Source organism: Paraburkholderia silvatlantica, assembly GCF_003096715.1.
Classification (GTDB): domain Bacteria; phylum Pseudomonadota; class Gammaproteobacteria; order Burkholderiales; family Burkholderiaceae; genus Paraburkholderia; species Paraburkholderia silvatlantica.
Genome location: NZ_QEOL01000002.1, coordinates 264,129 through 285,271, shown reverse-complemented (window position 1 = coordinate 285,271; position 21,143 = coordinate 264,129). Strand labels below are relative to the sequence as shown.

Genomic DNA, 21,143 nt, shown 5'->3' with positions numbered 1-21,143 from the left:
GAAAAAAGGGGCGCTCGCGCCCCTTCTCTTCGACCGCGTGCTGCTTCAATACCCGAGCGCGCAGCCGTCCTTGCGATGATCGGACGCGCCCGTCAACACGCCCCGCTCCCAGTCGATGCGAATAGCCTGCGAGCCGCCGATCGGCCCGGCGGCAGGCACGAGCTTGAAGCCGCGATCCGCGAGCGCTGCGCGCGCGTTGGCGGGCAGCGTCGATTCGACTTCCACGGTTCCCGTGCCGGGACGCGGAAAGACGCGCGGCAGATCCATCGCTGCCTGCATGTCGAGGCCGTAATGCAGCACCTTCGAGAGGAATTGCGCGTGGCCCATGGCCTGATAGTGGCCGCCCATCACGCCGAAACTCATCTGCACGCGGCCGTCGCGCGCGACCATCCCGGGAATGATGGTGTGCAGCGGACGCTTGTGCGGCGCGATGGCGTTGGGACGGCCGGGCTCCACCGAGAAGCTCATGCCGCGGTTGTGCAGCATCATGCCGGATTCCTCGCCCATCAGCCCGCTGCCGGATGGATAGAACAACGAATTGATAAAACTTACGCAGTTGCGGTCGCGATCGACCACGGTGATGTAGACCGTGTCGCGGTGCTCGACCTCGGTGAGCGCGGCGGCCGGGTCCAGCACGCCTTCGAGGTCGATGCGGCTGCGCAGCTTGTCCACATAGGCGTCCGAAAGCAGGCGATCGACATCGACGCTGCCATGCCGCGGGTCGCCTAGCACGGCGTCGCGTACCGCGTAAGCGAGTTTGGCCGCCTCGATCTCGCGATGCAGACGGTCAGGGTCGAGCGGGCTGCCTTCGGCGTCGTATTTGTCGAGCAGGCGCAGCAACAGCAGCGCGATGACGCCCTGCCCCGCCGGTGGGCATTCGATCACGTCGTAGCCTCGGAATTTCGCGCGAATCGGCGTGACGTATTCGCCGCGGAATTCGGCGAAATCTTCCAGCGTGTGCAAGCCGCCGTGCGCCTGAAGCTGCGCGACGAGATCGGCCGCGATAGCGCCTCGGTAGAACGCGTCGCGGCCCGTTTCGGCGATGGCGCGCAGCGTGTTCGCGAGGCGCGGCTGACGATGCATCGTTCCCGCTCGCGGCGCGACGGCGCAGCCTTCTTCCGCAAAACGGATCGCCGGGGCGAGGACGTCGCGCAGCGGCAAGCGGCCGTGATCGCGATGGAGCGAAGGTCCATGCGTCCACGGCGCCCGGCACCGTGACGGTGTGCGGCGAATGGCACGCAATGTTTCCACGCCCATGGCGCGCAGACGCTCGACGCTCGCTGCAGGGGGGCCCAGCCGGAACCGTCACAGGCGATCACGTCGTCCGTGCCGCCGCGCGAATAGGGCGCGAAACAGTCGCCGCCTATGCCAGTCGAGCCGGGTTCGACCACGCACTGCACCGCGCTCGCGGCTATCGCGGCATCCGATATACAAACAGGGCTATTTCAGCACGCTCAGCGATGTGCTACGTTGCACTTGTGATGTAGCACACGAGGGTCGATGAGGCTCTGAAAAACGAATTCTCCACAGCCGCGAAGGCCCACAACCGCACCGGCGCACAACTCTTGCGCGACTTCATGCGAGACTATGTGAAACAGCAGCAGGAAGCGGCGGAATATGACGCATGGTTGCGTGCCAAAGTGCAACGAAGGCCTCAGCCGACGCCGGCAATATGGTGCCGGTCGCCGAAGTCGAAGCCAAGTTTGCAGCACGTCGACGAGCTACCACCCATCGAATGGCTGAAACATCCAAGCTCCTCGGCAAAACAAATACGTCTCAGCCGGCAACACGCGCAACCAGTCAGCCAACCCCAACCAACCGCACGTCGCAGACGGAGCCGGGAAGCGAGCGCAAACCTGGATCGACGGTCCATCACGACCAGTTCAGCTTCGAGATCCGGCCGGACACGGAGAATATTTGAGCGCGAAGGCAACAGAAACCGAGTCGAATAATTCGCGCCCCGACAGTCTGGAAATGACAAATCGCGGACAGAAGACTGTAACGGCTTGCGCTATTTCAATATCCAGCTTCGCGTTGATGCCGAATGGTCAAGATCGTCACTGCGTCATTATCGACCCGGTACAGGACCACATAGCCACTGTCGCCGAAATCGATCAGCCATTCACGAAAGGCTGGATCGAGATCGTCAACAGGGCGCCCGAGCCGGGGCTGTCGAACCAGCACGTTGACGCCGGCACGAATCGACTGGATCGCACGCCTCGCTGCGGCAGCGTCCTGGTCGGCAAGGAAACGGTGGAGGCGAGTGATCGCTTGTTGGGCAGTCCGGGTCCAGATCAGTCGTGGCACGCGGGCGGCTCCACGTCTTCACCGGCTTCGAGCTTGGCAAGGTAAGCGTCCATTTCCCCGTGGGTGACGTGCAGGCCGGTCGCCTGGTAGTCCTCCCATGCCTGCATTGCTTCTTGCTTGAACGACTCGCGCCTTTCTTCACGCTCGACATACTGCGCGATCGCTTCGCGCATGATCCAGTGTGGCGTGCGGCGGCGCAGCTCGGCCAAGTGGCGTACCCGGTCCTGCAGGGTCGCATCCAGTTTAATCGAGGTTGCCATATCAAGTGGTATCCATAGGTATTACCTTGTATTAGGGTAGGCGATCTGTTGGGGGAAATCAATCGCTCGGCATCAAGCTCCCATTGGCCGAATCGGCCCCACCTTCGCCCCGGCCTACCGGTCTAGTAATCGGCTCACGCCTGCATCATCGCGATGCGATCGTCGATGAACCGAGTACGGTTGTAGGCACTGCGCGCGCCACACCAATCATTTTTCCGTCTGCTCAGCAAACGCCTCGACGAGAGCAAGCAGCGCTTCGCGCTTGCGACCGACCAGCTTGCGGAACCCCGCAACAATCTGTTGCTCATCACTGTTCTCCAACCGGGCCCCCTTCTCCCCTGTGAGCAGGTACCAGACATCCACACCCTCGCCCGCAAGTGCACTCAGATAATCGGAGTTCGGCCGCCGCATGCCTTTTTCGTACTGGAATTGAGCATGCTGTTTCACGCCTCCCAAGGCCGCAAACTCCGACTGGCTAAGACCCCGTCTTGATCGCTCTTCCTTCAGTCGTTCCCCGAACACATCCATTTGACAGATTTTCCTCTTGACAATGTATCAATAGAACCTAAACTGTCCATCATTGCCATTCAATTGATAGAGCCGAATGACCCGGCATCTAGTCTTCGCTATCGCGGACATCGCATGCTCTGGCTCTGAGGCTCATCGCGTACAGGCAGTTGCCCACTTGCACGCGACAGATCGCTGTGACCGCCGCGAAACCGGCTGACGAGGGCAGACGGTTCGACAGGAGTGTTCACCGCGTTCCACAGCGCGATACATATGTGCGCGGCGAATATCAAACACCCGCGCCAAACGCGGACTGCCAGGATATGCGCGATCGTTGCGACAGCGGGGCTTCACGTGTCTTGCTGCCCCTGTCGCCTGCGTCAAATGTCTATGGTATCGCACAGAGCATACAAACCCCGGCACCCGTCCATGACCGGTTCGAGGGAGGCGATGATGTCATTGCATTACGAAAAATGTAGCGCATTCGGCTATGAAATCCGCGGAGCACTGCCTGTCCGGGCTAATTTCCGGCGTGCCCATGGAAATGAGTTCGTGGACAGCTTGCCCGACCCATCCACTGCGTATTTCTCGACGGACAGCGTCACCCAGACTTGCCTCATTCGTGTGCGCTGCCCTTACACAGATAGCCCCGAAGTCGAAGACACGCTCGTGCGCTTCGCTCAGAAGTGGGCCGCCGCTGGTGCCATCTTCTATCGCCAATGCATGGGCGAAGTGTCTTTCTTCCCGCTCGGGCTGCCTGCCCACGTCAAGCTGCTCGCCGAACTGGACAGCGAGCGCATCCGGCAAGCTAGCGAAGACGAGCACACACAGTACGTTCGTTGCCGGATACAGGACGAGTTGCGCGAGTGTACCGACGACGAGCCACCACTTCCCTCAACACAGACCGGAGCCAATCATGCCTGAAAAATTCCGCTACGCCCTGTCCGGCGCCATGCCCGTATCGGACGAGTTCGAGCCCGACGACATTGAAACCATGCGTCGGCACCTCAACGGAATCGCCGAAGTCTATCTTGTCTATGACAGCATCGCGCAAACCATTTCACTGCGGATCGGCGGAATGCTTGCATACGAGGACATTGGCTTCATCGAGCGCCGTGTCGAACGATTTGCCGAGCGGTACAGCCCTGTAGGTGCCATCCTGCTGACCGAATGCAATAACATCACCGGACAGCTACTCGTCGGCCACAACTGGGACGTGCAATGTCTCATCGCGCTGGGTGCCACGAAGGAGGCACTCGAAAAGCTCACGGATCCGAACTTCGAATTTCTGGTACGACTTGAGCAGCCGCAGGGGAACCCGCCACAGCCCAGACCCGTGCTTCGGTGTGAGGCAGTCGATACCCTCAAATAGGGAAAATTCGCCCTGCATCGGTAAAGATTTTATGGTCGCAAGTTCACCCTTGTTGATTCGTATTCCGTATTATTGATTGCCGTTACAGATGTAATATCAACCCTTCTAATGTTCGGAGTATACGGTTGCGCTTCGCTCGTGCCAGACTCCCCATCAGAAGCATGAGAGTGCAATACCTGCGACCACTGGCGATTTGAGACGAGAACAAGGGGAAGGCAGCACGATAGCGGCCCCGCAACGCATGCTCCATGCCGACGGTGCCACCCTGCGACGGTGCCGTCGAAGCGGCTGTGTCAGGTTGGTGGACAGGCGGCGGTGGAATGAAGCGATGAACAAAACGAAATCGCTTTATCACGGCCATCGCTTCCCTGCTGTCGTTATCAGCTGCGCGGTTCGGTGGTATTTCCGGTTCAGCCTGAGCTTGCGCGACATCGAAGAGTTGTTGCTCGAGCGCGGCGTCGTGGTCACGTACGAACGATCCGTTGCTGGTGTGACAAATTCGGTGCTGGATTCGCCAGGTGCGCCAGGGCGGTGCGGCGCAAGCCTGGCCGCACGTGGCACCTTGACGAGATGTTCGTGACACTGCGCGGCGAGCCGTATCTGTTGTGGCGTGCCGTCGACGAGCATGGCGCAGAACTCGACGTGCTGGTACAGAAGCGGCGCGACAAGGCCGCGGCCAAGCGCTTCTTTCAACGAGTGCTGCGATCAAACCCGGTACCGCGGAAGATTGTTACGGATCAACTGCGCAGTTATCCGGCAGCGAAGGCTGATATCCCTGAACTCGTGAAGGTAAAGCACGTTTTCGTCAAAGCAGCCGCACGAGTAAACAACCGCGCGGAAAATATCCATCAGCCAACCCGCAGGCGCGAGCGCCAAATGTGCGGCTTTCGCGACGCGCGTCGCACGCAGGCGTTTCTGTCATGCTCCGGCCCGATCCGGCAGCACTTCGCGTTACCCAGAAATCGGATGAACGCGGAATGTCACCTCTCCATACTGAAAGAACGCCTCTCCACATGGTATGGCTTGACTGTCCCAGCCGCAGCTGATCAAGTTAGCTGATAAGGATAACTACTCTTAAACCAGACACGTAGCCTATGCTCGTCAACTTGACAGTGCCCTCGCCGGGCCGCAGGTGGACCGTGCAGACCATGGCCGAGCAGGCGGCGATGTCGCGCACGACGTTCGCCTTCCGATTCAAGGAAACGGTTGGTCTCTCGCCCATGGAGTATTTGACGCGCTGGAGAATGATGCTGGCCGCAGACCGATTAACCCATTCCCGCGATTCGGTTTCGGAAGTCAGTCTCGCCCTTGGCTACGAGTCCGAGAAGTCCTTTAGCACAGCGTTCAAACGAGTGATGAACTGTTCTCCACGCCAATACAGTCGACAGCGAAAAGCGGGAACGAGCAATGTTGATGTGGGTGTGTGACCTTGATGGGAGGTATTCGGAATTTCGTGTGTGAGGCGGGTTAAAACACAGATTCCGATGCTGAACCACCCCGCGTAACGCAGCGCGATGCGTCATCACGCTTTTCCAATCGTGCACGTTCGGACCAGATCTACCACAGGCAGATGCGCTCTCTTACGACCACGTTCTGTAAATATCGAAAGTGCGGACGCAAAATCAGCAGCCTATCACTGTGGTGTAGAGAATCTGTCCGGCGCCGCGTCCCTTTTCTGTTGCTTCCGAAGATAGACGGTAGCCGCCAAGCGCAACACGGCAAACCAGCTCGCCGGCCGTAGCTTGTCCAGCCCCACCATAATTCTCGACGCGCGGACGAGTTGATCCGCCGGATAATCCGACGGTAGTTTAGCGAGAATTTCCGTTGCCTTATCCCGGTTGCGCTTCGCCATTTCTCGATCGGCGCGCGCAAGCAGCGAGCGCAGTTCCGCCGTTGTCGCATCAGTGCAGTAGGCAGGCTGTCCTGGCTGTAGACGCCACGATTCTGCAAGTGAGCCGGCGTCGAACGCGTCGAACCCAAGCGCCTCGACGAGCCTCATGATGGCTCTGCGGCCCGCCAGATCATCGCCAGCGACCGGAAGTGCAATGCGGCGCCCGTCTCCTGCGGGCTTACCTTGATCGGCCAGCCTGGATGCAATGATGCTGTTGAACGCTTTAACCACCGGTACGCCGAGTTGTTGGGACACCCATTGAGACTCCGGTAGGCCTTGGTCGATCTCGGTGATCACCCCATCACGTCGCGGATAGTAGTTACCTGCATCGACAACGATCGCGTCACCAGGAAGCGAAGTGATGACCGACTTTGGCAGGTCAGGAACACGCCCGAACGGGATAGCAAGGATAAGGACCTCGACGCCCGCGGATATATCCGTAACGTCAACGGGCTTGGAGCCCGTGCTTTTTGCGAACTCCTGAAGGCTCGCTGGACCTCGCGAATTTGCAATCCGGACGACATATCCGAGCTCGACCAGTCGCTTGGCCAAGGCGTGTCCAACAGGGCCTGCGCCGACAATGCCGATTTGCTTCATGCTAGTTCCCCTTCATAACCCTCGATAGTTACGAAGGTATACTGCTACCATGAGCTTTCCACAAGACGGCACGTTTTTGTGCTTCAGTTACAAGGAGAGAACCGATGCGGCCGACCGCAAATAGACAGTCTCGAGCAGATGAGGAGCCCGTCGTTTCGTGCGCGCCGCATGATGTGCTCACTCACCTGGGCGATAAATGGACGATTCTCGTCTTATCGATGCTCGCTCAAGCGCCGGAAAACCGCGCAAGGTTCTCAGAGATCAAATATGGAGTGCTTGGCATTTCTCAGCGCATGCTGACCCTGACTCTACGGATCCTCGAACGGAATGGGCTTGTATCAAGGCATTATTTTCCAGAAGTTCCCCCCCGCGTCGAGTATCAACTGACCTCCATGGGTAAAAGCATGCTCCATCCGATAGAAGTCTTCACAGGATGGATCAAGGAAAACTGGCCGGCTATGGAGCAAGCGAGAAGGGACTATGACGCCGCTGCGAACGTTTCGAATTGAGGAGATACCGTCGAATGGTCTCCACCTGTTTTCAAGCCGTCTTTTAATAGGGCCCACTGGCAACTCGGAACCTTGAATCGTCCGCTTTCCAAGGCCGTTTTTCTATTTATGGGCCCATTGCCCTATTGCGCCCGAAGCCTCGGTCAACGTCACCGCCATCGCGGGTAACGCCGAAGACATGTCGGCCGAGCTGCGTATCAAGCCACGGGGTCGACGGCACGAGTCGGGAGCCGAGGCCGTCGTCGATCATGGCGAAGCGGCCGGAAGCGATCCGTGACGACGGCGTGATCAGCAACAAGGCGGTCTTGGGCATTCATGCAGAGAGCCAGCGCGACATGCCGGGCCTCTGGATCATACAGACCATGGGGCCAAGTTCTGGCTCACGGTGTTCAACGAGCTACCGGTTCGCTCAGCAAGCCTCAATGGCGGAACGCTTCGACAATAGGCACCGACGTCCGCGCATGCTGAAGGTCGTTGCCCGAGGGCAAATGAGGATCGGCCGGCTGCACCGGGAGGCGATCTAACGGAGCACCTCCAACGAGTACTTGTTGCCCGCTATTCCGCGCACCGCTAGCGAGGCCGGTCACGAAGCAGCAGGCGCGACCCGACCTCCACGATAGACGTAATCGCCGGCAGCAGTTCTTGTCCCAACGATGTCAACTCGTATTCCACGGACGGCGGTGACGTCGCCAATACACTTCGCCGGATCACGCCCCGCTCCTCGAGGTCTCGCAGCCTGCCGGTCAGTACCTTCGCGGTGATAGTCGGGTTATCGCGCCGCAACTCCGAAAACCGACGCGGGCCATTACTCAGGCACCAGATCAGTTCGGGCGTCCAAAGGCCACCAATCAACGCCATGCATTTCGACATCGGGCAGCCGGGAAGCGGCTCCACCTTCTTTCGCATTCTCAAGCCCATCGTCGTCCCAGGAATGGTTTCCAATTGGTTACTTGAAAATGATGGTAACCAATAGATAGATGGTTTCCAAGGGAAACCTTCGCCCCTACACTTGGAGCCTCACCTACCGATTCACGGAGAGAATGAACATGTATGCAATAACGGGAGCATCCGGGCAACTCGGGCGCCTTGTGATCGACGCATTGCTTGAAACCGTTCCGGCCAACCGTATTGTCGCGGCGGTCAGGAATCCCGCAAAGGCACGCGACCTTGAAGAGCGTGGCGTGGTGGTGCGCGAGGCCGACTATAAGCGGCCTGAAACGCTCGCAACCGCATTCGTTGGTGTCGACAAACTCCTGCTGATCTCGTCGACCGAAGTCACCGGCCGCCTGCCATTGCACCGCGCGGTGATCGACGCAGCCGGGCGGGCTGGAGTTTCGTTGCTCGCCTATACGAGCATGCTGCACGCCAACACATCACCCGCCAGACTCGCGATCGAACATCGGCAGACGGAAGAAGTCATCGCGACCTCGGGCCTCCCCGCCGTCATCCTTCGCAATGGCTGGTACGCCGAGAATCATCTGATGGCCCTCCCCTCGGCGCTCGAGCACGGCGCCTTCATCGGGGCCGCGAAGGAGGGGCGCTTCTCTTCCGCCGCGCGGAAGGACTATGCCGCGGCCGCAGCTGTGGTACTGACGACGGATGGCCATGCAGGCAAAACGTATGAACTGGCGGCAGACCATGCGTTCACGCTAGCGCAACTGGCTGCAGAGATTTCGAGGCAGTCCGGAAAGACCGTTGTCTACAACGATCTTGCGCAGGACGCTTATGCCGATGTACTGACGAGCATCGGATTGCCACCCGAGCTTGCCAGCCTCCTGGCCGATGCCGACGTGGCCGCCTCACGCGGTGCTCTGTTCGACGATGGCGGTGCCCTCGCGAGACTGATCAGTCGACCCACGACTCCGTTGGAGAGCCTCGTCGCAACCGCATTGCGCAATTAAAGCCAGAGCGGATCTTCGGATCTCAGACCGAAGGCAATGCGCTCATCACCCGGTAAGGGATGCTCGAACGATCCACGGCCGGGCCGAACGAGATGAGGGCTCTCCGCCTCCATCAGCTCACGCCCGAGCCGCAAACCACCTGCGCAGGAAGGTTGCGTCAACCGATTCGTGTGTCGTATGCACGAATTGACAGCACCCAGTCGGTATACCGAAACTAGGCGCATCTTTCTTCCGCGGTGACCATCGGAATGAATTTCGAGATATCGGACTTGCGGGCCTTTGTCGCGACGGCCGACCTGGGCAGCTTTCGCGCCGCGGCCGACACGTTGCATCTATCGGCATCCGCGCTATCGCGCCGGATAGAAAAACTCGAGGAGGTGCTTGGCGTCAGACTGTTCGAGCGAACGACGCGGAAGATGGACCTGACGATTGTCGGTCGCGGATTTCTTGAGCGCGCTCACCGCATCCTCAACGAGGTCGACAACTCGATGCTCGAGTTCGACGATCTTGCACGCAAGATGACCGGCGAACTCACGGTCGCGTGCGTGCCGTCGGCGGTGCGCTACTTCCTGCCGGAAACCATTGCGACCTATCATCAGCGTTACCCGGGCATTCGCCTTCGTCTCATTGACGAACCGTCGTCGATGGTTTTTCTGGCTGTCGCGCGTGGGGAAGCCGATTTTGGCCTCACTTATGTCGGCACTCAAGAGCCGGACATCGAATTCACACCGCTGCTCGATGACCCTTTCGTTCTCGCTTGCCCGCGCAGTCATCCGCTCGCAAAACGCAAATCCGTCGCCTGGGCGGAACTCGCCAACCTCGAGTATTTGGCCATCGCACAGGGCAGCGGCAATCGCGCGGTCATAGACGAAGCGCTGGCCGGCGTCGCCGACCGGCCCAAATGGTTCTGCGAGGTACGCCATGTGCCGGCGCTCGTGAGTCTGATCGAAGCTGGCCTTGGCGTCGGTGTCGTGCCTCGGCTCGCCATGCCCCGCGGCCCGCACAAGGCACTTGCCAGCGTTGCGCTCGTCGATCCGCCGATCCGGCGAACGCTGGGTGTACTCCAGCGTCGCGGCCGCGGTTTGTCCTCCGCAGGCCGCTTCTTCCTTCAGTTGTTGACGGAGATGCGTGCGCCCGATGTGCCGCCCGCAAGCGCTGCCGCATAAGCCAAGCTCCGCCCCCGGCTTCAGGCGGCACGGCAAAGCCTTCGTGGGCATCCGGCAGTTGGGCTTGATTCGTGCGCACGACGCACCAATCGAACGAAAATATGCGTTTGTTGCGTGAACCGCTCCTGCACGATCATGTGCGAAACGCAAGCGTCGCGCTATTCGCAGCCGCTTGAACAGCACGGTTTTCAAATCGAAGGAGACAACGCATTTCATGACACAGCCCACCCCAACCCATGGCATCGTCAGCAAGGCACACCTGACCGAGCTGACCATCGAGGCACTCTGCACGCTCGGCCTGACTCGCGCCGACGCGACGGACACCGCCACGATCCTCGTGCTTGCCGACCTGTTCGGTTTGCGTACGCACGGCACGAGCCGTATCGAATCGTACGGCGCTCGCCTCAGCATCGGCGGCATCAATCCCACGCCTTCGATCACCGTCGAACAGGTGGCGCCGGCGCTTCACCGCCTCGACGGCGACAACGGCATCGGCCCGCTCGTCGGCCACCGCGCACTCGATCTGGCAATGACAGCCGCACGCGAACATGGCATTGCCTGTGTGTTCGTGCGCGGCAGCAATCATTTCGGCCCTGTATCACCGTATTCGTACCTCGCCGCAATGCAGGGGTTCGCCAGCATCATCGGCAGTAACGCGACAACGACGATTGCGCCGTGGGGTGGCACCGACGCGCGCCTGGGCAACAGTCCCGTCGGCTTTGGCGTCCCGAACCCGAATGGTCATCCGTTTATTCTCGACATGGCGATCAGCGTCGCTGCACGGGCAAAGATTCGCAATGCGCTCAAGCGCGGCGAACCGATTCCCGGCAATTGGGCAACCGACGCGCAAGGCAAACCGACCACCGACCCGAAAGCCGCGCTCGATGGCTTTCTGCTGCCGATCGGCGGCCACAAGGGCTACGGCCTCGCACTGGTGGTCGACCTGTTCGCGGGACTGCTTTCCGGAGCGGCGTATCTCACGCACGTCAAGTCGTGGGAGGACGACCCTGAACAACCGCAGAATCTCGGCCACTTCTTCATTCTCATCGATACGACCCGGCTCGGCAGCACCGAGTGGCTCGCCACGCATATGGCCGATTACGCGGCGATCCTGCACGGCTCCAAACCCGCCGATCCGGAGGCGCCCGTGATCGTGCCCGGCGAGATCGAACTCGGTCGCCTGGAACGCCAGATGGTGGAAGGCATCGATATCGGCGCGGCACAGCTCGCGATGCTGGAAGCGACCGCCCGTCCGCGGCGCTGAACGCCTCGTTCGCGAGCGTGGCCCGCCACGCTCGGCCGCTCCGAACGCACGGCGCGGCAGCAGACCGACAAGCGACGGACCGGGCAGCGCGTTCGAGCGCCCGGCCGTCAAGCACATAACAAGCTCCAAGGAGCGACAGGTGACAAACATTCGATGGCGCATCGTCCTGCTGCTGTTCATCGCAGGCTTCATCAATTATCTCGACCGTGCGGCGCTGTCCGTCGCCGCCCCCGCCGTCATGCGGGAACTGCATATGTCGCCGAGCAGCCTCGGGCTGTTGTTCTCGACGTTCTTCATCGGCTACGCGGCATTCAATTTCATCGGCGGATGGGCGGCGGATCGCTGGGGCGGCAAGCGCGTCTTCTCCGGGGCAGTCCTGACGTGGTCGTTGCTATGCGGTGCAACCGGCCTTGCCAGCGGCTTCGGATCGCTGCTGGCAGTCCGCACCCTGTTCGGCATGGCCGAAGGTCCGCTCGCGACGACGATCAACAAGATCGTGAACAACTGGTTTCCGCACAAGGAATCGGCGACCGCATTCGGCTTCGCGAATTGCGGCCTGCCGCTGGGCGGCGCGGTTGCAGGGCCGGTAGTCGGCCTGCTGACGGCCGCTTACGGCTGGCGCGTGGCGTTCGCCGGAATCGCGTGTTTCGGCTTGCTCTGGCTGGTGTTCTGGGTGCTCATGGCGACGGACAAGCCGCACCAGCATGCACGCGTATCCGATGACGAACGCCGGCTGATCGAATCCGACCGAAGCGTCCCGGAAAGCCCTGCGGACCTGCGGCCCCTCGGCTTCTACCTCAAGCAGCCCGCGATTCTCGCGGCGATGATTTCGTACTTCGGTTACAGCTACATCCTGTTTTTCTTTCTCACCTGGTTCCCGACCTTTCTGACGATGGACCGTCATCTGAGCCTGAAAAGCATGAGTCTCGCGACGGTGCTGCCTTGGCTGCTGGGGTTCATCGGCTACGGACTGAGCGGCGTGCTGTCCGATCTGATCTTTCGCCGCACGGGCAACGCACTGCTTGCGCGCAAGCGGGTATTGATCGCCTGTCTCGGCACGGCAGGCGTGTGCGTCACGCTGGCCGGCGCCGTGACCACGACACTCGGTGCGCTGCTGTTGATGACCATTGCCGTGTTTGCGCTTTATCTGAGCGGCAGCGCCTATTGGGCACTGATTCAGGACACGATCCCCGGTCCGAAACTCGGCAGTGTCGGCGGATGCGTACACGCAATCGCCAACTGCGCGGGCATCGTCGGCCCGGCTGCAACCGGCTTTCTCGTGCAGGAAAGCCATACATTCTTCAGCGCGTTCTTTCTCGCGGGTGGTATTGCACTCGCCAGCGTGCTGGCCGTCGCGATACTGCTGAGGCCCCGAGCGCTCGCGCGACGCAAGTCGAGAGATGCACGGGTCTGTGGCTGAAGGCCCGTGCCCACCCATGAATTTCTGTTCTTCACGCTATCAACATGAAACCCGCCCCATCCGTCATTCGCGCATTCACACCTGCCGGCAAGCTGCGGGCATCGATCAATCTCGGGAATCCCATTCTCGCAGGCAAGGACCTGTCCGGCGCCCCGACCGGTGTTTCGGTGGATCTGGCGCGCGCCTTTGCCGCAACGCTCGGCGTGGCACTTGAACTGGTGGTGTTCGATACAGCGGGCAAGTCCGTTCAGGCGGTCAGCGATGAGCGGGCGGACATTGGCTTCTTCGCCATCGATCCACGACGAGGTGAGACCATCGCGTTTACCGATCCGTACGTTTTGATCGAAGGCTATTACATGGTGCGAGACGGATCATCGATTCGCGAGAATGACGATGTCGACCAGCCGTCGATCCGCGTCGCAGTTGGCGAGGGAAGCGCTTACGATTTGTTCCTGACGCGCGAGTTGAAGCATGCGCGGATCGTGCGGGCACCCTCATCTCCGACCGTCGTCCGAACGTTCCTCGATGAGGGCCTGGAAGTCGCCGCCGGTGTCAAGCAACAGCTCGAGGCAGACGCACGTCAAGCCCCTGGCCTGCGTTTGCTCGACGAGCGATTCATGGTGATTCGTCAGGCGATGGGTTTGCCGAAGAGCCGAGGTGCAGCGGCAGCCGAGACGTTGCGGGCCTTTGTCGAGGAAGCGAAGGCGTCCGGGTTCGTCGCTCAGGCACTCGATCGGCACAAGATCACCGGCGCGTCGGTTGCGCCCGCTGCGTAGGCCGATGCTCGACTCGGCGAGGCGGGACGCTGGTGCGCGCTCAATGCCTTGCTCATAACCTATGGCGGGCTGCTAGCGATGAACTTGAAGGCCGCGGAGACTCTGCTCGTGAGCGGAGCAACAGGGAACTTCGGCAGTGCCGCCGTTTTGACCGCACTGGCGATGGGGCACGCCATCTGATCCGCCCGAACCATAAGCGGTCCCACAGCTGGCTCGGCAGAGGGATCTATGTAGATTCTGTTGGACCAAATCCGGTTACATGGCGGTTACACGGGCCACAGAAACAGAAAAGGGTTACAGGCAAATCACCTGTAACCCTTTGATTTTATTGGTGGAGCGGAGGAGGATCGAACTCCCGACCTTCGCATTGCGAACGCGACGCTCTCCCAGCTGAGCTACCGCCCCAATGAATCACCGATTCTACACACACGAAATCCGTTTTGCCAAGCGTCAAATTTGACCCCAAGCAAAACTACTTCGAAGGCGCTCCAGCGAGTACCCAGCCCACCACGGAATGAATATCGGCGGCGCTCATCGCGGGGTGAGAGGGCATGGGAATAGCCCCCCAAACCCCAACCCCGCCGTCGCGCACCTTCTTCTCCAGCCTGGCCTCGGCAGCACCATCGCCCTTGTACTTCGCAGCGACATCCTTGAACGAGGGTCCAACAAGCTTGCGATCCACCGCATGGCACCCCATGCAGGCATTCGCCTGAGCCACCTTCAACCCATCCGGCACAGCAGCAAAAGCCGGCAAAGCGAACCCAACGAGCGCTCCAGCAACCACAACCCCACCCATAAACCGCCGCATCACAAAGCCCCCGTATTCCCCGGCCTTGTCGCCGACGAATTCGTCACCGGCGCGGGCGGTTGGTGGTCAATCGGCTGCGAGGTCACGCCCGAATCCGGCACCGCGCCCACCATCGGCGCTTCGGCAGCAGGCGCCGCCGCCGGCGCACTAGTCGCCGCAGCCGCCGTCGCCACCGCCGCCTGCTGCGCATCGATGTACTGATAGCACTTCACTACCTGCGCCACGCCCATCACCCCGGCCGTCGCGTTGGCGGCGATATTGCCTTCCTGCGGCGTAACCAGCCCCATCAGATAGATCGTGCCGCGCTCGCTCACCACCTTGAAGTTGTTCGCGGAAATGTCCTTATAGGCAATCAGCTCCGCCTTCACGCGTCCTTCGAGGTACGAGTCGTTCGCGCGCGAGGAGAACGAGCTGGCCGGCTGCACCGCCAGTTCGTTGACGATCGAAGCGACGTTCGTCACGCCTCGCACGATGCTCTCGGCCTTCTGCTTCGAGGCGTCGTCGGGTACTTCCCCGGTGATCAGCACGCGCTGGTTGAACACCGCCACGTTCACGTGCGCCGTATCGGGCAGTTGCTTGCCGAGATCGGCCAGCGCCTTCACCTGGATCTCGCGGTCTTCGGTTTGCGATCCCACCGTGCGTCGGTCGGTTGCCACCAGCGCCGTGCCGCCCGCCGCGCCCGCCAGCGCCAGGAAGCAGCCCTGCAAGCTTGCGCAGAGCGAGGCTGCGAAGCCGATCGTCAGCGTGGTCCGTGCCAGCGCGCGCGTCATGCCGTATCTGCTCATCAACTTCCCCTCTCTTCGTCTTACGGTGTCAGTCTTCGCCCAGCAGCATCGCGTCGATGCCGTCGCACAGGCAGTGAATAATTAACTGATGCACTTCCTGAATACGCGCCGTCCGCTCGCTCGGCACGCACAGCTGGATGTCGGTATCGGCGAGCACGCTGTTCACGTCGCCGCCGCCCTTGCCGGTCAGCGCGATCACGACCATTTCGCGTTCGTGCGCTTCCTGGATGGCGGCCAGCACGTTCACGGAGTTGCCCGAGGTCGTGATGGCGAGCAGCACGTCGCCGGGCTGGCCGAGCGCGCGCACCTGCTTCGCGAATACCTGCTCGTACGCGTAGTCGTTGGCAACGGCGGTGAGCACCGAGGCGTCGGTGGTCAGCGCGAGCGCGGGCAGGCCCGGGCGTTCGCGCTCGAACCGGCCGATCAGTTCGGCAGCGAGTTGCTGGGCGGTGGCGGCGGATCCGCCGTTACCGCACGCGAGAATCTTGTTGCTGTTCGCAAGCGCGGCGAACATCGTATCGACCGCGGCGGCAATCGGGACCGCCAGGGTTTCCATGGCCGCGAGCGTGATGGCTGCGCTATCGCGGAAGTGCTGTTGAATGCGTTCGACGGACATCGACTCTCTAATCTGTACTGCGGGTATCGCAAATTTTCCGCGTGGTGCGGCGTGCCGCAAGTTTAGCGCACTCGAGGGTCTTCATTTTCACCCTTCTTTTTATGAGCCTCTGTTTTAGCTCTCGTGGGCTTCCGGTCGAAACGCGTCGCGCAGCCACACGAGCCGGCCGCTCTCGAACGCGATCACGTCGAAGCGGCACGCAGGCGGCGTGCGCGCCTGCGTGTGAGCTTCGCCGTTCGCACCGCCGACGCGCCACGTCGCGAGAAAGTAACGTGCCGCGCGCAGCACGCGCTGCTGTTTGCGCCACCCCACGCTAGCCGCAGCGCCGCCGAATTCCGGACGCGCACGTGCGCGCACTTCCACGAAAACCAGCGTGCCGTCGCGCTCGCGCATCACGAGATCGATTTCGCCGCCGCGGCAACTCACGTTGCGCGCGACCAGCTCCAGGCCCTCGCGCCGCAAAAACGCCAGTGCGTGCGCTTCGAAACGCGCGCCTGTCGCGCGGCGTTGGGCATTCGACTGCGCTCGCGCGCAAAAGTTGTCTACGCGTGCACATTCGTTCGCGCCGCTTCCCTCGGGTGCGCTCGCGGGCGCATGGCACAATGTCGGCCTCTTTTCCTGCATTCGCGCGTTGCGTGTCATGACGTCCCTCTCGTCCCCCTTCGAACTCGCACAGACCCAGCAGTATCCTGCCGCCACGCTGTACGTCGTGGCCACGCCCATCGGCAATGCCGCCGACATCACCTTGCGCGCGCTGCACCTGCTCGGTCTCGTCGATCGCATCGCCGCCGAGGACACGCGCAACACCGGCCAGCTCCTCGCGCGCTACGGCATTTCGAAGCCGCTCGTCGCCGTGCACGAGCACAACGAGCGCGAGGCTGCGCAACGCGTGATCGAATTTCTGCGCGCGGGCGAGCGCGTGGCGTGTGTTTCCGACGCGGGCACGCCAGGCATTTCCGACCCGGGCGCCAAGCTAGTGGATGCCGTGCGCGCCGCCGGCCTCAACGTCGTGCCGCTGCCCGGCGCGAACGCGCTCGCCACAGCGCTTTCCGCTGCCGGCGACTGGGTCTCGACGTTCACGTTCCTCGGTTTTCTGCCGTCCAAGGCCAGGCAACGCGCGGCCGCAGTGCAGCCGCTTGCCGCGCATACGCACGCGATGGTGTTTTACGAAGCTCCGCATCGCATCGTCGAAACCGTGCAGTCGCTCGCCGATGCGTTCGGCCCCGCGCGCCGCATCCTCATCGCCCGCGAATTGACGAAGCTACATGAGTCGCTCTGGAGCGGCACCCTGGCCGAAGCGCCAACGTGGCTCGCTGCGGATGCGAACCGTCAGCGCGGCGAGTTCGTACTGGTGGTGGAAGGCGCGAGCGGCCAGGCGGAGGGCGAGGCCGATCACGATGCGCTCTTGCGCGTGCTGCTTCAGGAAGTGCCGGTCAAGGGCGCGGCGAAGATCGCGGCGGCGCTCACGGGCGCGTCGCGCAATGCGCTTTACGCGCGGGCACTGGAACTGAAGGGCGAAGGCGAGGAAGAAGAGAACGACTGAGCCGCCGGCCGTCAAATGCACGAGCCGTAAAAGCCGAAGGGCCGCCCAACAAGGCGGCCCTTCGCGTATGCATCCAAACGGTACCGGACGTGCAACAAGCGGTTCAGCTTCGGGCGCGTCGCGGCGCACTCAGCGCCACGCCCAAACGAAAGCGCTTAGTGATCGACGTTCGAGTTCGCGGCAACCATTTCGGCTTGTGCGGCCTTCGCTTCCTGGCGCGTGAGGCCTTCGATGTCGACCTTCGCCGTGCCCGCGTGCTGCACGCCAAGGAGCCTGGCTGCGGCATACGAGAGGTCGAGTACCCGGCCACGTGCGTACGGGCCACGGTCGTTGATCTTCACCACCACCCACTTCGACGTGCCGGGCACGCTCACGCGCACATACGAGCCGAGCGGCAGCGTGCGGTGCGCAGCCGTGAGCGCCTTCATGTTGAAGCGCTCGCCGCTTGCGGTGCGGCGGCCGTGGAACGCGCGGCCGTACCACGAAGCGCGGCCGGTCTGGTGGAACGAGTGGACGTCGGGGCTATCTTCGTCGATCGCCTCGGCGTTCGCGAGCGAGTTGTCCTTCGCGGTGCCCGATGCAGGCAGCGCGGCGAGCGCGGAGCCGTAGCCCTGCGGCGCGGTGAAAGCGGCGTCCTTCGTGCGAAGGGCGTCGCTGGCCGACTGGTCCTGCGGGCCAGGCGGCATGGCGCAACCGGCCAGAATGGACACGGCTGCGAGACTCCCGAGTCGTCGTCGAGTCAGTCTAAGGTTCATAACATTGCCATCACGTTTTCGAAGCCTGTCCCGCGCCATGTGTGCGCGTTCCCGGAAGGCTTCGGCGGTCGCGGGCAAAGCTTCGCCATCGCTCGCCTGGAATGAAAAAGGCGAACGCGTGCCAATGCCCGGATGCAGCCCCAATAAGCCGCTAACCGCTAGTTATCTTTCACGTCTGGCGCAACCTGTCCCCGGCAGCCTGACCAGACCCCACATGCCGCCATCGAACGATGAAGCTCGTTCAGGCACACCGGAAACTCCCGGCGCACAGGAACGGCGGCGTAGGCCCCACCCAGCGTCACGGCATGTAGGCCGTTGCAGGCGCGTGGCACCTGGCTGGGCAAGACGTGCGGCGTCGAACGGATCGACACCTGATTTGCTATCTTGTAAGGCAGCCTCTTTCGGCCCGCCTCGAACGACAGCACTGCTTGACGGCGATGTATGCGACCTCTTTTTTTGCGAAGGTCACACCGCCCTTTGAGAGCACGAATTTCGTGCGTGATGGGTCGCATTATACCCAAAAGTTATTCCTGTCACGCCTGTGCCTCACAAATCTCCATGATTTTTCACTATTGATGTAACAAAGCCGTTCGCCTTGCGCCGCCGCATCCCTTGTCAGACAAGGGATTCCGCGTGCCGCGAGCCGCGTCGGCGGCGCTTCCTGCACCCCGGTACAATCGATCCTTTGGCTGGGGCCTGCCGGCGCGCATCGCCGCTTTCGAAGCGTTGCTGCGCCCGCCCCGCGAGACCGAACCGCACCAACCCGCCCACGATTCCCGCATGAAAGTCACGCTGATTCCCGTCACGCCGTTCCAGCAAAACTGCTCGCTGCTCGTCGACGAAACGACGAACCGCGCCGCCGTCGTCGATCCGGGCGGCGACCTCGAACGCATCGAAGCCGAGATCGAGCGTCAGGGCGTGCAGCTGGAAAAGGTGCTGCTTACCCATGGCCACCTCGACCATTGCGCGGGCGCGAAGGCGCTCGCCACGAAGTTCGGCGTGCCGATCGAAGGCCCGCAGGAAGACGAGCGCTTCTGGATCGACCAGTTGCCGCAGCAGAGCGTGCGCTTCGGCTTCGGTCACGCCGAGGCGTTCGAGCCCACGCGCTGGCTTCACGACGGCGACACGGTGCGCTTCGGCAGCGAGGAACTCGAGGTCTATCACTGCCCCGGACACACGCCGGGTCACGTGATCTTCTTCAGCCGCAAGCACCGGGTCGCCACGGTCGGCGACGTGCTGTTCGCGGGTTCGATCGGCCGAACGGACTTTCCGCGCGGCAATCATGCGGACCTGATCCGGTCGATCCGCGAAAAGCTCTGGCCGCTCGGCGACGACGTCACGTTCGTGCCGGGCCATGGCCCGGTTTCGACTTTCGGCGAGGAGCGCCGCTCCAACCCCTACGTCGCAGATGGCGTACCCGGATGAGAGTGAAAAGTACGATGAATCAAGCCGCTATTGAGGAGATTTACGTCAGCACCGATGTCGAGGCCGATGGTCCCATTCCCGGCCCGCATTCGATGTTGAGTTTCGCTTCGGCGGCATACACCGCCGACAAGCGTTTGATCGCCACGTTCTCGGCCAATCTCGAGATGCTCGAAGGCGCGGCGCCGCATCCGGTGCAGGCCGCCTGGTGGGAGACGCAGCCCGAGGCCTGGGCCGCGTGCCGCAAGGATCTGCAAAACCCGGCGGCGGCGCTCGTCGCCTATGTCGAATGGGTGGAGGCGCTGCCCGGCAAGCCGGTGTTCGTGGCGATGCCGGCGGGCTTCGACTTCACCTTCATGTTCTGGTACATGATGCGCTTCGCCGGGCGTTGCCCGTTCTCGTGGTCGGCGCTCGACATCAAGACGCTCGCCTTCGCGATGACGGGCCTGCCGTACCGCAAGTGCATCAAGCCGCGCTTTCCGAAGCACTGGTTCGACGATCATCCGCACACGCATGTCGCGCTCGACGACGCGATCGAGCAAGGCGCCCTCTTCTGCAACATGCTGGCCGACCTGCGGGCGCAGCAAGCCGCGCTCGCCGCTGATGGGGACGACTCAGGGCAAAATGCCGCGAGCACTCCGGCAAATTAGGTAATCTCCCTCATCATCCGCGCTTAACATTGCGTTCTATTCTCCTGGCCTCTAACATTCAGGAACACAGCGACGCAATGGAGGCGCAGTTGACACTCGATACGTTCTCTCAGAAGATCCTGCGCCTGCTGCAGCTGGACGCGCGCCGCTCGGTGCAGGAAATCTCCGACCAGGTGGGACTTTCCAGCACGCCGTGCTGGCGCCGTATCAAGGACATGGAACAGTCGGGCGTGATCCAGCGCTACACGGCGCTGCTCGATCGCGAAAAGCTTGGCCTGCACGTCTGCGCACTCGCGCATATCCATCTCACGCGCCACACCGAAGGCGGCGTCGAAGCGTTCGAGCGCGAGATCGCCACCTGCCCCGAAGTCACCGAGTGTTACAGCACCACGGGCGAATCGGACTACATCCTCAAGATCGTCGCGCCCGATATCAAGGCCTACGACGCCTTCCTGCACGAGCGTATCTTCCGCATTCCCGCCGTGGCGCAGGTGCGCACGAGCGTCGTGCTGCGGGAAATCAAGTTCGATACGCAATTGCCGCTTTGAATGGGCGAAGGCGCGACGGCTTCCCTGTCGCGCCGCCTGCGTTCCT

Annotated in this window: 25 protein-coding genes, 1 tRNA gene and 4 pseudogenes; 16 read left to right on the top strand and 14 right to left on the bottom strand. The window is 61.9% G+C overall.

From position 1 onward, the window contains the following. Nucleotides 1-45: 45 nt before the first annotated feature. Both C7411_RS37800 and C7411_RS38835 read right to left on the bottom strand, forming a co-directional pair. Complete coding sequence (locus C7411_RS37800; protein WP_373682559.1) at nt 46-1,083, bottom strand: gamma-glutamyltransferase family protein; 1,038 nt, start codon at nt 1,081-1,083, stop codon at nt 46-48. A gap of 254 nt (nt 1,084-1,337) precedes the next feature. Next, a pseudogene (locus C7411_RS38835) lies at nt 1,338-1,391 on the bottom strand (hypothetical protein); the annotation flags it as partial. 117 nt (nt 1,392-1,508) lie between these two features. Between C7411_RS38835 and C7411_RS38045 the strand changes: the two are divergent. Continuing rightward, nucleotides 1,509-1,738, top strand: a pseudogene (locus C7411_RS38045) (hypothetical protein); the annotation flags it as partial. 278 nt (nt 1,739-2,016) lie between these two features. On the opposite strand, the gene C7411_RS03600 reads toward C7411_RS38045, so the two are convergent. The 3 genes from C7411_RS03600 to C7411_RS03590 all read right to left on the bottom strand — a co-directional run bounded on the left by C7411_RS03600 (nt 2,017) and on the right by C7411_RS03590 (nt 3,095). Then, nucleotides 2,017-2,307 carry a type II toxin-antitoxin system RelE/ParE family toxin gene (locus tag C7411_RS03600; protein ID WP_110383100.1) on the bottom strand — a complete coding sequence of 97 codons (291 nt, stop codon included), beginning with the start codon at nt 2,305-2,307 and terminating at the stop codon, nt 2,017-2,019. Beyond that, nucleotides 2,295-2,567, bottom strand: coding sequence for a CopG family ribbon-helix-helix protein (locus C7411_RS03595; protein ID WP_110383101.1), 273 nt, complete (start codon nt 2,565-2,567; stop codon nt 2,295-2,297). The genes C7411_RS03600 and C7411_RS03595 overlap by 13 nt, the downstream gene beginning before the upstream one ends. Nucleotides 2,568-2,774: 207 nt before the next feature. After that, nucleotides 2,775-3,095: a helix-turn-helix domain-containing protein gene (locus tag C7411_RS03590; protein WP_110383102.1), complete on the bottom strand. Its 321-nt coding sequence runs from the start codon at nt 3,093-3,095 to the stop codon at nt 2,775-2,777. Nucleotides 3,096-3,503: 408 nt separating this feature from the next. Here C7411_RS03590 and C7411_RS03585 point away from each other — a divergent pair, with 408 nt between their 5' ends. The 4 genes and pseudogenes from C7411_RS03585 (at nt 3,504) to C7411_RS03570 (ending at nt 5,873) form a co-directional block, all read left to right on the top strand. Beyond that, nucleotides 3,504-3,998 carry a hypothetical protein gene (locus C7411_RS03585; RefSeq protein ID WP_110383103.1) on the top strand — a complete coding sequence of 165 codons (495 nt, stop codon included), beginning with the start codon at nt 3,504-3,506 and terminating at the stop codon, nt 3,996-3,998. Next, a complete protein-coding gene (locus tag C7411_RS03580; RefSeq protein WP_110383104.1) occupies nt 3,991-4,446 on the top strand; it encodes a hypothetical protein in 456 nt (151 codons plus the stop codon). Before C7411_RS03585 ends, C7411_RS03580 begins: the two co-directional genes overlap by 8 nt. A 328-nt stretch (nt 4,447-4,774) precedes the next feature. Beyond that, nucleotides 4,775-5,505: pseudogene (locus C7411_RS03575) on the top strand (IS6 family transposase). Between the two features lie 80 nt (nt 5,506-5,585). Next, nucleotides 5,586-5,873 carry a helix-turn-helix domain-containing protein gene (locus C7411_RS03570; RefSeq protein ID WP_258365407.1) on the top strand — a complete coding sequence of 96 codons (288 nt, stop codon included), beginning with the start codon at nt 5,586-5,588 and terminating at the stop codon, nt 5,871-5,873. 206 nt (nt 5,874-6,079) lie between these two features. Here C7411_RS03570 and C7411_RS03565 read toward each other — a convergent pair whose 3' ends face one another. Then, on the bottom strand, nt 6,080-6,934 hold the full coding sequence (locus C7411_RS03565; protein ID WP_110383105.1) for an NADPH-dependent F420 reductase: 855 nt from the start codon (nt 6,932-6,934) through the stop codon (nt 6,080-6,082). 104 nt (nt 6,935-7,038) lie between these two features. Between C7411_RS03565 and C7411_RS03560 the strand changes: the two genes are divergently transcribed. Continuing rightward, nucleotides 7,039-7,443 carry a winged helix-turn-helix transcriptional regulator gene (locus tag C7411_RS03560; protein WP_110383106.1) on the top strand — a complete coding sequence of 135 codons (405 nt, stop codon included), beginning with the start codon at nt 7,039-7,041 and terminating at the stop codon, nt 7,441-7,443. Nucleotides 7,444-7,549: 106 nt separating this feature from the next. Here the strand turns inward: C7411_RS03560 and C7411_RS03555 are convergent, their stop codons facing one another. Beyond that, nucleotides 7,550-7,693: a hypothetical protein gene (locus C7411_RS03555; RefSeq protein ID WP_207786523.1), complete on the bottom strand. Its 144-nt coding sequence runs from the start codon at nt 7,691-7,693 to the stop codon at nt 7,550-7,552. A gap of 19 nt (nt 7,694-7,712) precedes the next feature. Here C7411_RS03555 and C7411_RS37795 point away from each other — a divergent pair. Next, nucleotides 7,713-7,852, top strand: a pseudogene (locus tag C7411_RS37795) (transposase); the annotation flags it as partial. Nucleotides 7,853-8,013: 161 nt separating this feature from the next. Here C7411_RS37795 and C7411_RS03550 read toward each other — a convergent pair. Continuing rightward, nucleotides 8,014-8,385: a winged helix-turn-helix transcriptional regulator gene (locus tag C7411_RS03550; RefSeq protein ID WP_243413028.1), complete on the bottom strand. Its 372-nt coding sequence runs from the start codon at nt 8,383-8,385 to the stop codon at nt 8,014-8,016. A gap of 104 nt (nt 8,386-8,489) precedes the next feature. Between C7411_RS03550 and C7411_RS03545 the strand changes: the two genes are divergently transcribed. The 5 genes from C7411_RS03545 to C7411_RS03525 all read left to right on the top strand — a co-directional run bounded on the left by C7411_RS03545 (nt 8,490) and on the right by C7411_RS03525 (nt 13,970). Continuing rightward, complete coding sequence (locus tag C7411_RS03545) at nt 8,490-9,344, top strand: SDR family oxidoreductase (protein ID WP_110383308.1); 855 nt, start codon at nt 8,490-8,492, stop codon at nt 9,342-9,344. Nucleotides 9,345-9,592: 248 nt separating this feature from the next. After that, entirely contained in the window at nt 9,593-10,510 is a 918-nt protein-coding gene (locus C7411_RS03540; RefSeq protein ID WP_110383107.1) for a LysR family transcriptional regulator, read from the top strand. A 214-nt stretch (nt 10,511-10,724) separates the two neighbouring features. After that, complete coding sequence (locus C7411_RS03535) at nt 10,725-11,774, top strand: Ldh family oxidoreductase (RefSeq protein ID WP_110383309.1); 1,050 nt, start codon at nt 10,725-10,727, stop codon at nt 11,772-11,774. Between the two features lie 139 nt (nt 11,775-11,913). Next, entirely contained in the window at nt 11,914-13,194 is a 1,281-nt protein-coding gene (locus C7411_RS03530; RefSeq protein WP_110383108.1) for an MFS transporter, read from the top strand. 44 nt (nt 13,195-13,238) lie between these two features. Then, on the top strand, nt 13,239-13,970 hold the full coding sequence (locus C7411_RS03525; RefSeq protein WP_110383109.1) for an ABC transporter substrate-binding protein: 732 nt from the start codon (nt 13,239-13,241) through the stop codon (nt 13,968-13,970). Between the two features lie 329 nt (nt 13,971-14,299). Here C7411_RS03525 and C7411_RS03515 read toward each other — a convergent pair. From C7411_RS03515 to C7411_RS03495, 5 genes are all read right to left on the bottom strand, one after another. Next, nucleotides 14,300-14,375 (bottom strand) — tRNA-Ala (locus C7411_RS03515). A gap of 67 nt (nt 14,376-14,442) precedes the next feature. Further along, nucleotides 14,443-14,778: a c-type cytochrome gene (locus tag C7411_RS03510; protein ID WP_110383110.1), complete on the bottom strand. Its 336-nt coding sequence runs from the start codon at nt 14,776-14,778 to the stop codon at nt 14,443-14,445. Continuing rightward, entirely contained in the window at nt 14,778-15,563 is a 786-nt protein-coding gene (locus C7411_RS03505; RefSeq protein WP_110383111.1) for a BON domain-containing protein, read from the bottom strand. The genes C7411_RS03510 and C7411_RS03505 overlap by 1 nt, the downstream gene beginning before the upstream one ends. A gap of 28 nt (nt 15,564-15,591) precedes the next feature. Continuing rightward, nucleotides 15,592-16,179, bottom strand: a complete 588-nt coding sequence (locus C7411_RS03500; RefSeq protein WP_110383112.1) for a phosphoheptose isomerase — start codon at nt 16,177-16,179, stop codon at nt 15,592-15,594. 114 nt (nt 16,180-16,293) lie between these two features. Further along, entirely contained in the window at nt 16,294-16,821 is a 528-nt protein-coding gene (locus C7411_RS03495; protein WP_110383113.1) for a YraN family protein, read from the bottom strand. Here C7411_RS03495 and rsmI point away from each other — a divergent pair. Next, on the top strand, nt 16,820-17,722 hold the full coding sequence (gene rsmI / locus C7411_RS03490; RefSeq protein ID WP_110383114.1) for a 16S rRNA (cytidine(1402)-2'-O)-methyltransferase: 903 nt from the start codon (nt 16,820-16,822) through the stop codon (nt 17,720-17,722). The genes C7411_RS03495 and rsmI overlap by 2 nt on opposite strands. Before the next feature lie 155 nt (nt 17,723-17,877). On the opposite strand, the gene C7411_RS03485 is transcribed toward rsmI, so the two are convergent. Beyond that, the gene (locus C7411_RS03485; RefSeq protein ID WP_110383115.1) at nt 17,878-18,477 is read right to left on the bottom strand and encodes a septal ring lytic transglycosylase RlpA family protein; all 600 of its coding nucleotides are present in this window, start codon (nt 18,475-18,477) and stop codon (nt 17,878-17,880) included. Between the two features lie 780 nt (nt 18,478-19,257). On the opposite strand from C7411_RS03485, the gene C7411_RS03480 reads away from it, so the two are divergent. From C7411_RS03480 to C7411_RS03470, 3 genes are all read left to right on the top strand, one after another. After that, the gene (locus tag C7411_RS03480) at nt 19,258-19,902 is read left to right on the top strand and encodes an MBL fold metallo-hydrolase (RefSeq protein WP_110383116.1); all 645 of its coding nucleotides are present in this window, start codon (nt 19,258-19,260) and stop codon (nt 19,900-19,902) included. A gap of 14 nt (nt 19,903-19,916) precedes the next feature. Continuing rightward, nucleotides 19,917-20,549, top strand: coding sequence for a 3'-5' exonuclease family protein (locus C7411_RS03475; RefSeq protein WP_110383117.1), 633 nt, complete (start codon nt 19,917-19,919; stop codon nt 20,547-20,549). A 77-nt stretch (nt 20,550-20,626) separates the two neighbouring features. Next, nucleotides 20,627-21,097, top strand: a complete 471-nt coding sequence (locus C7411_RS03470) for an Lrp/AsnC family transcriptional regulator (protein WP_174479506.1) — start codon at nt 20,627-20,629, stop codon at nt 21,095-21,097. Nucleotides 21,098-21,143: the final 46 nt, after the last annotated feature.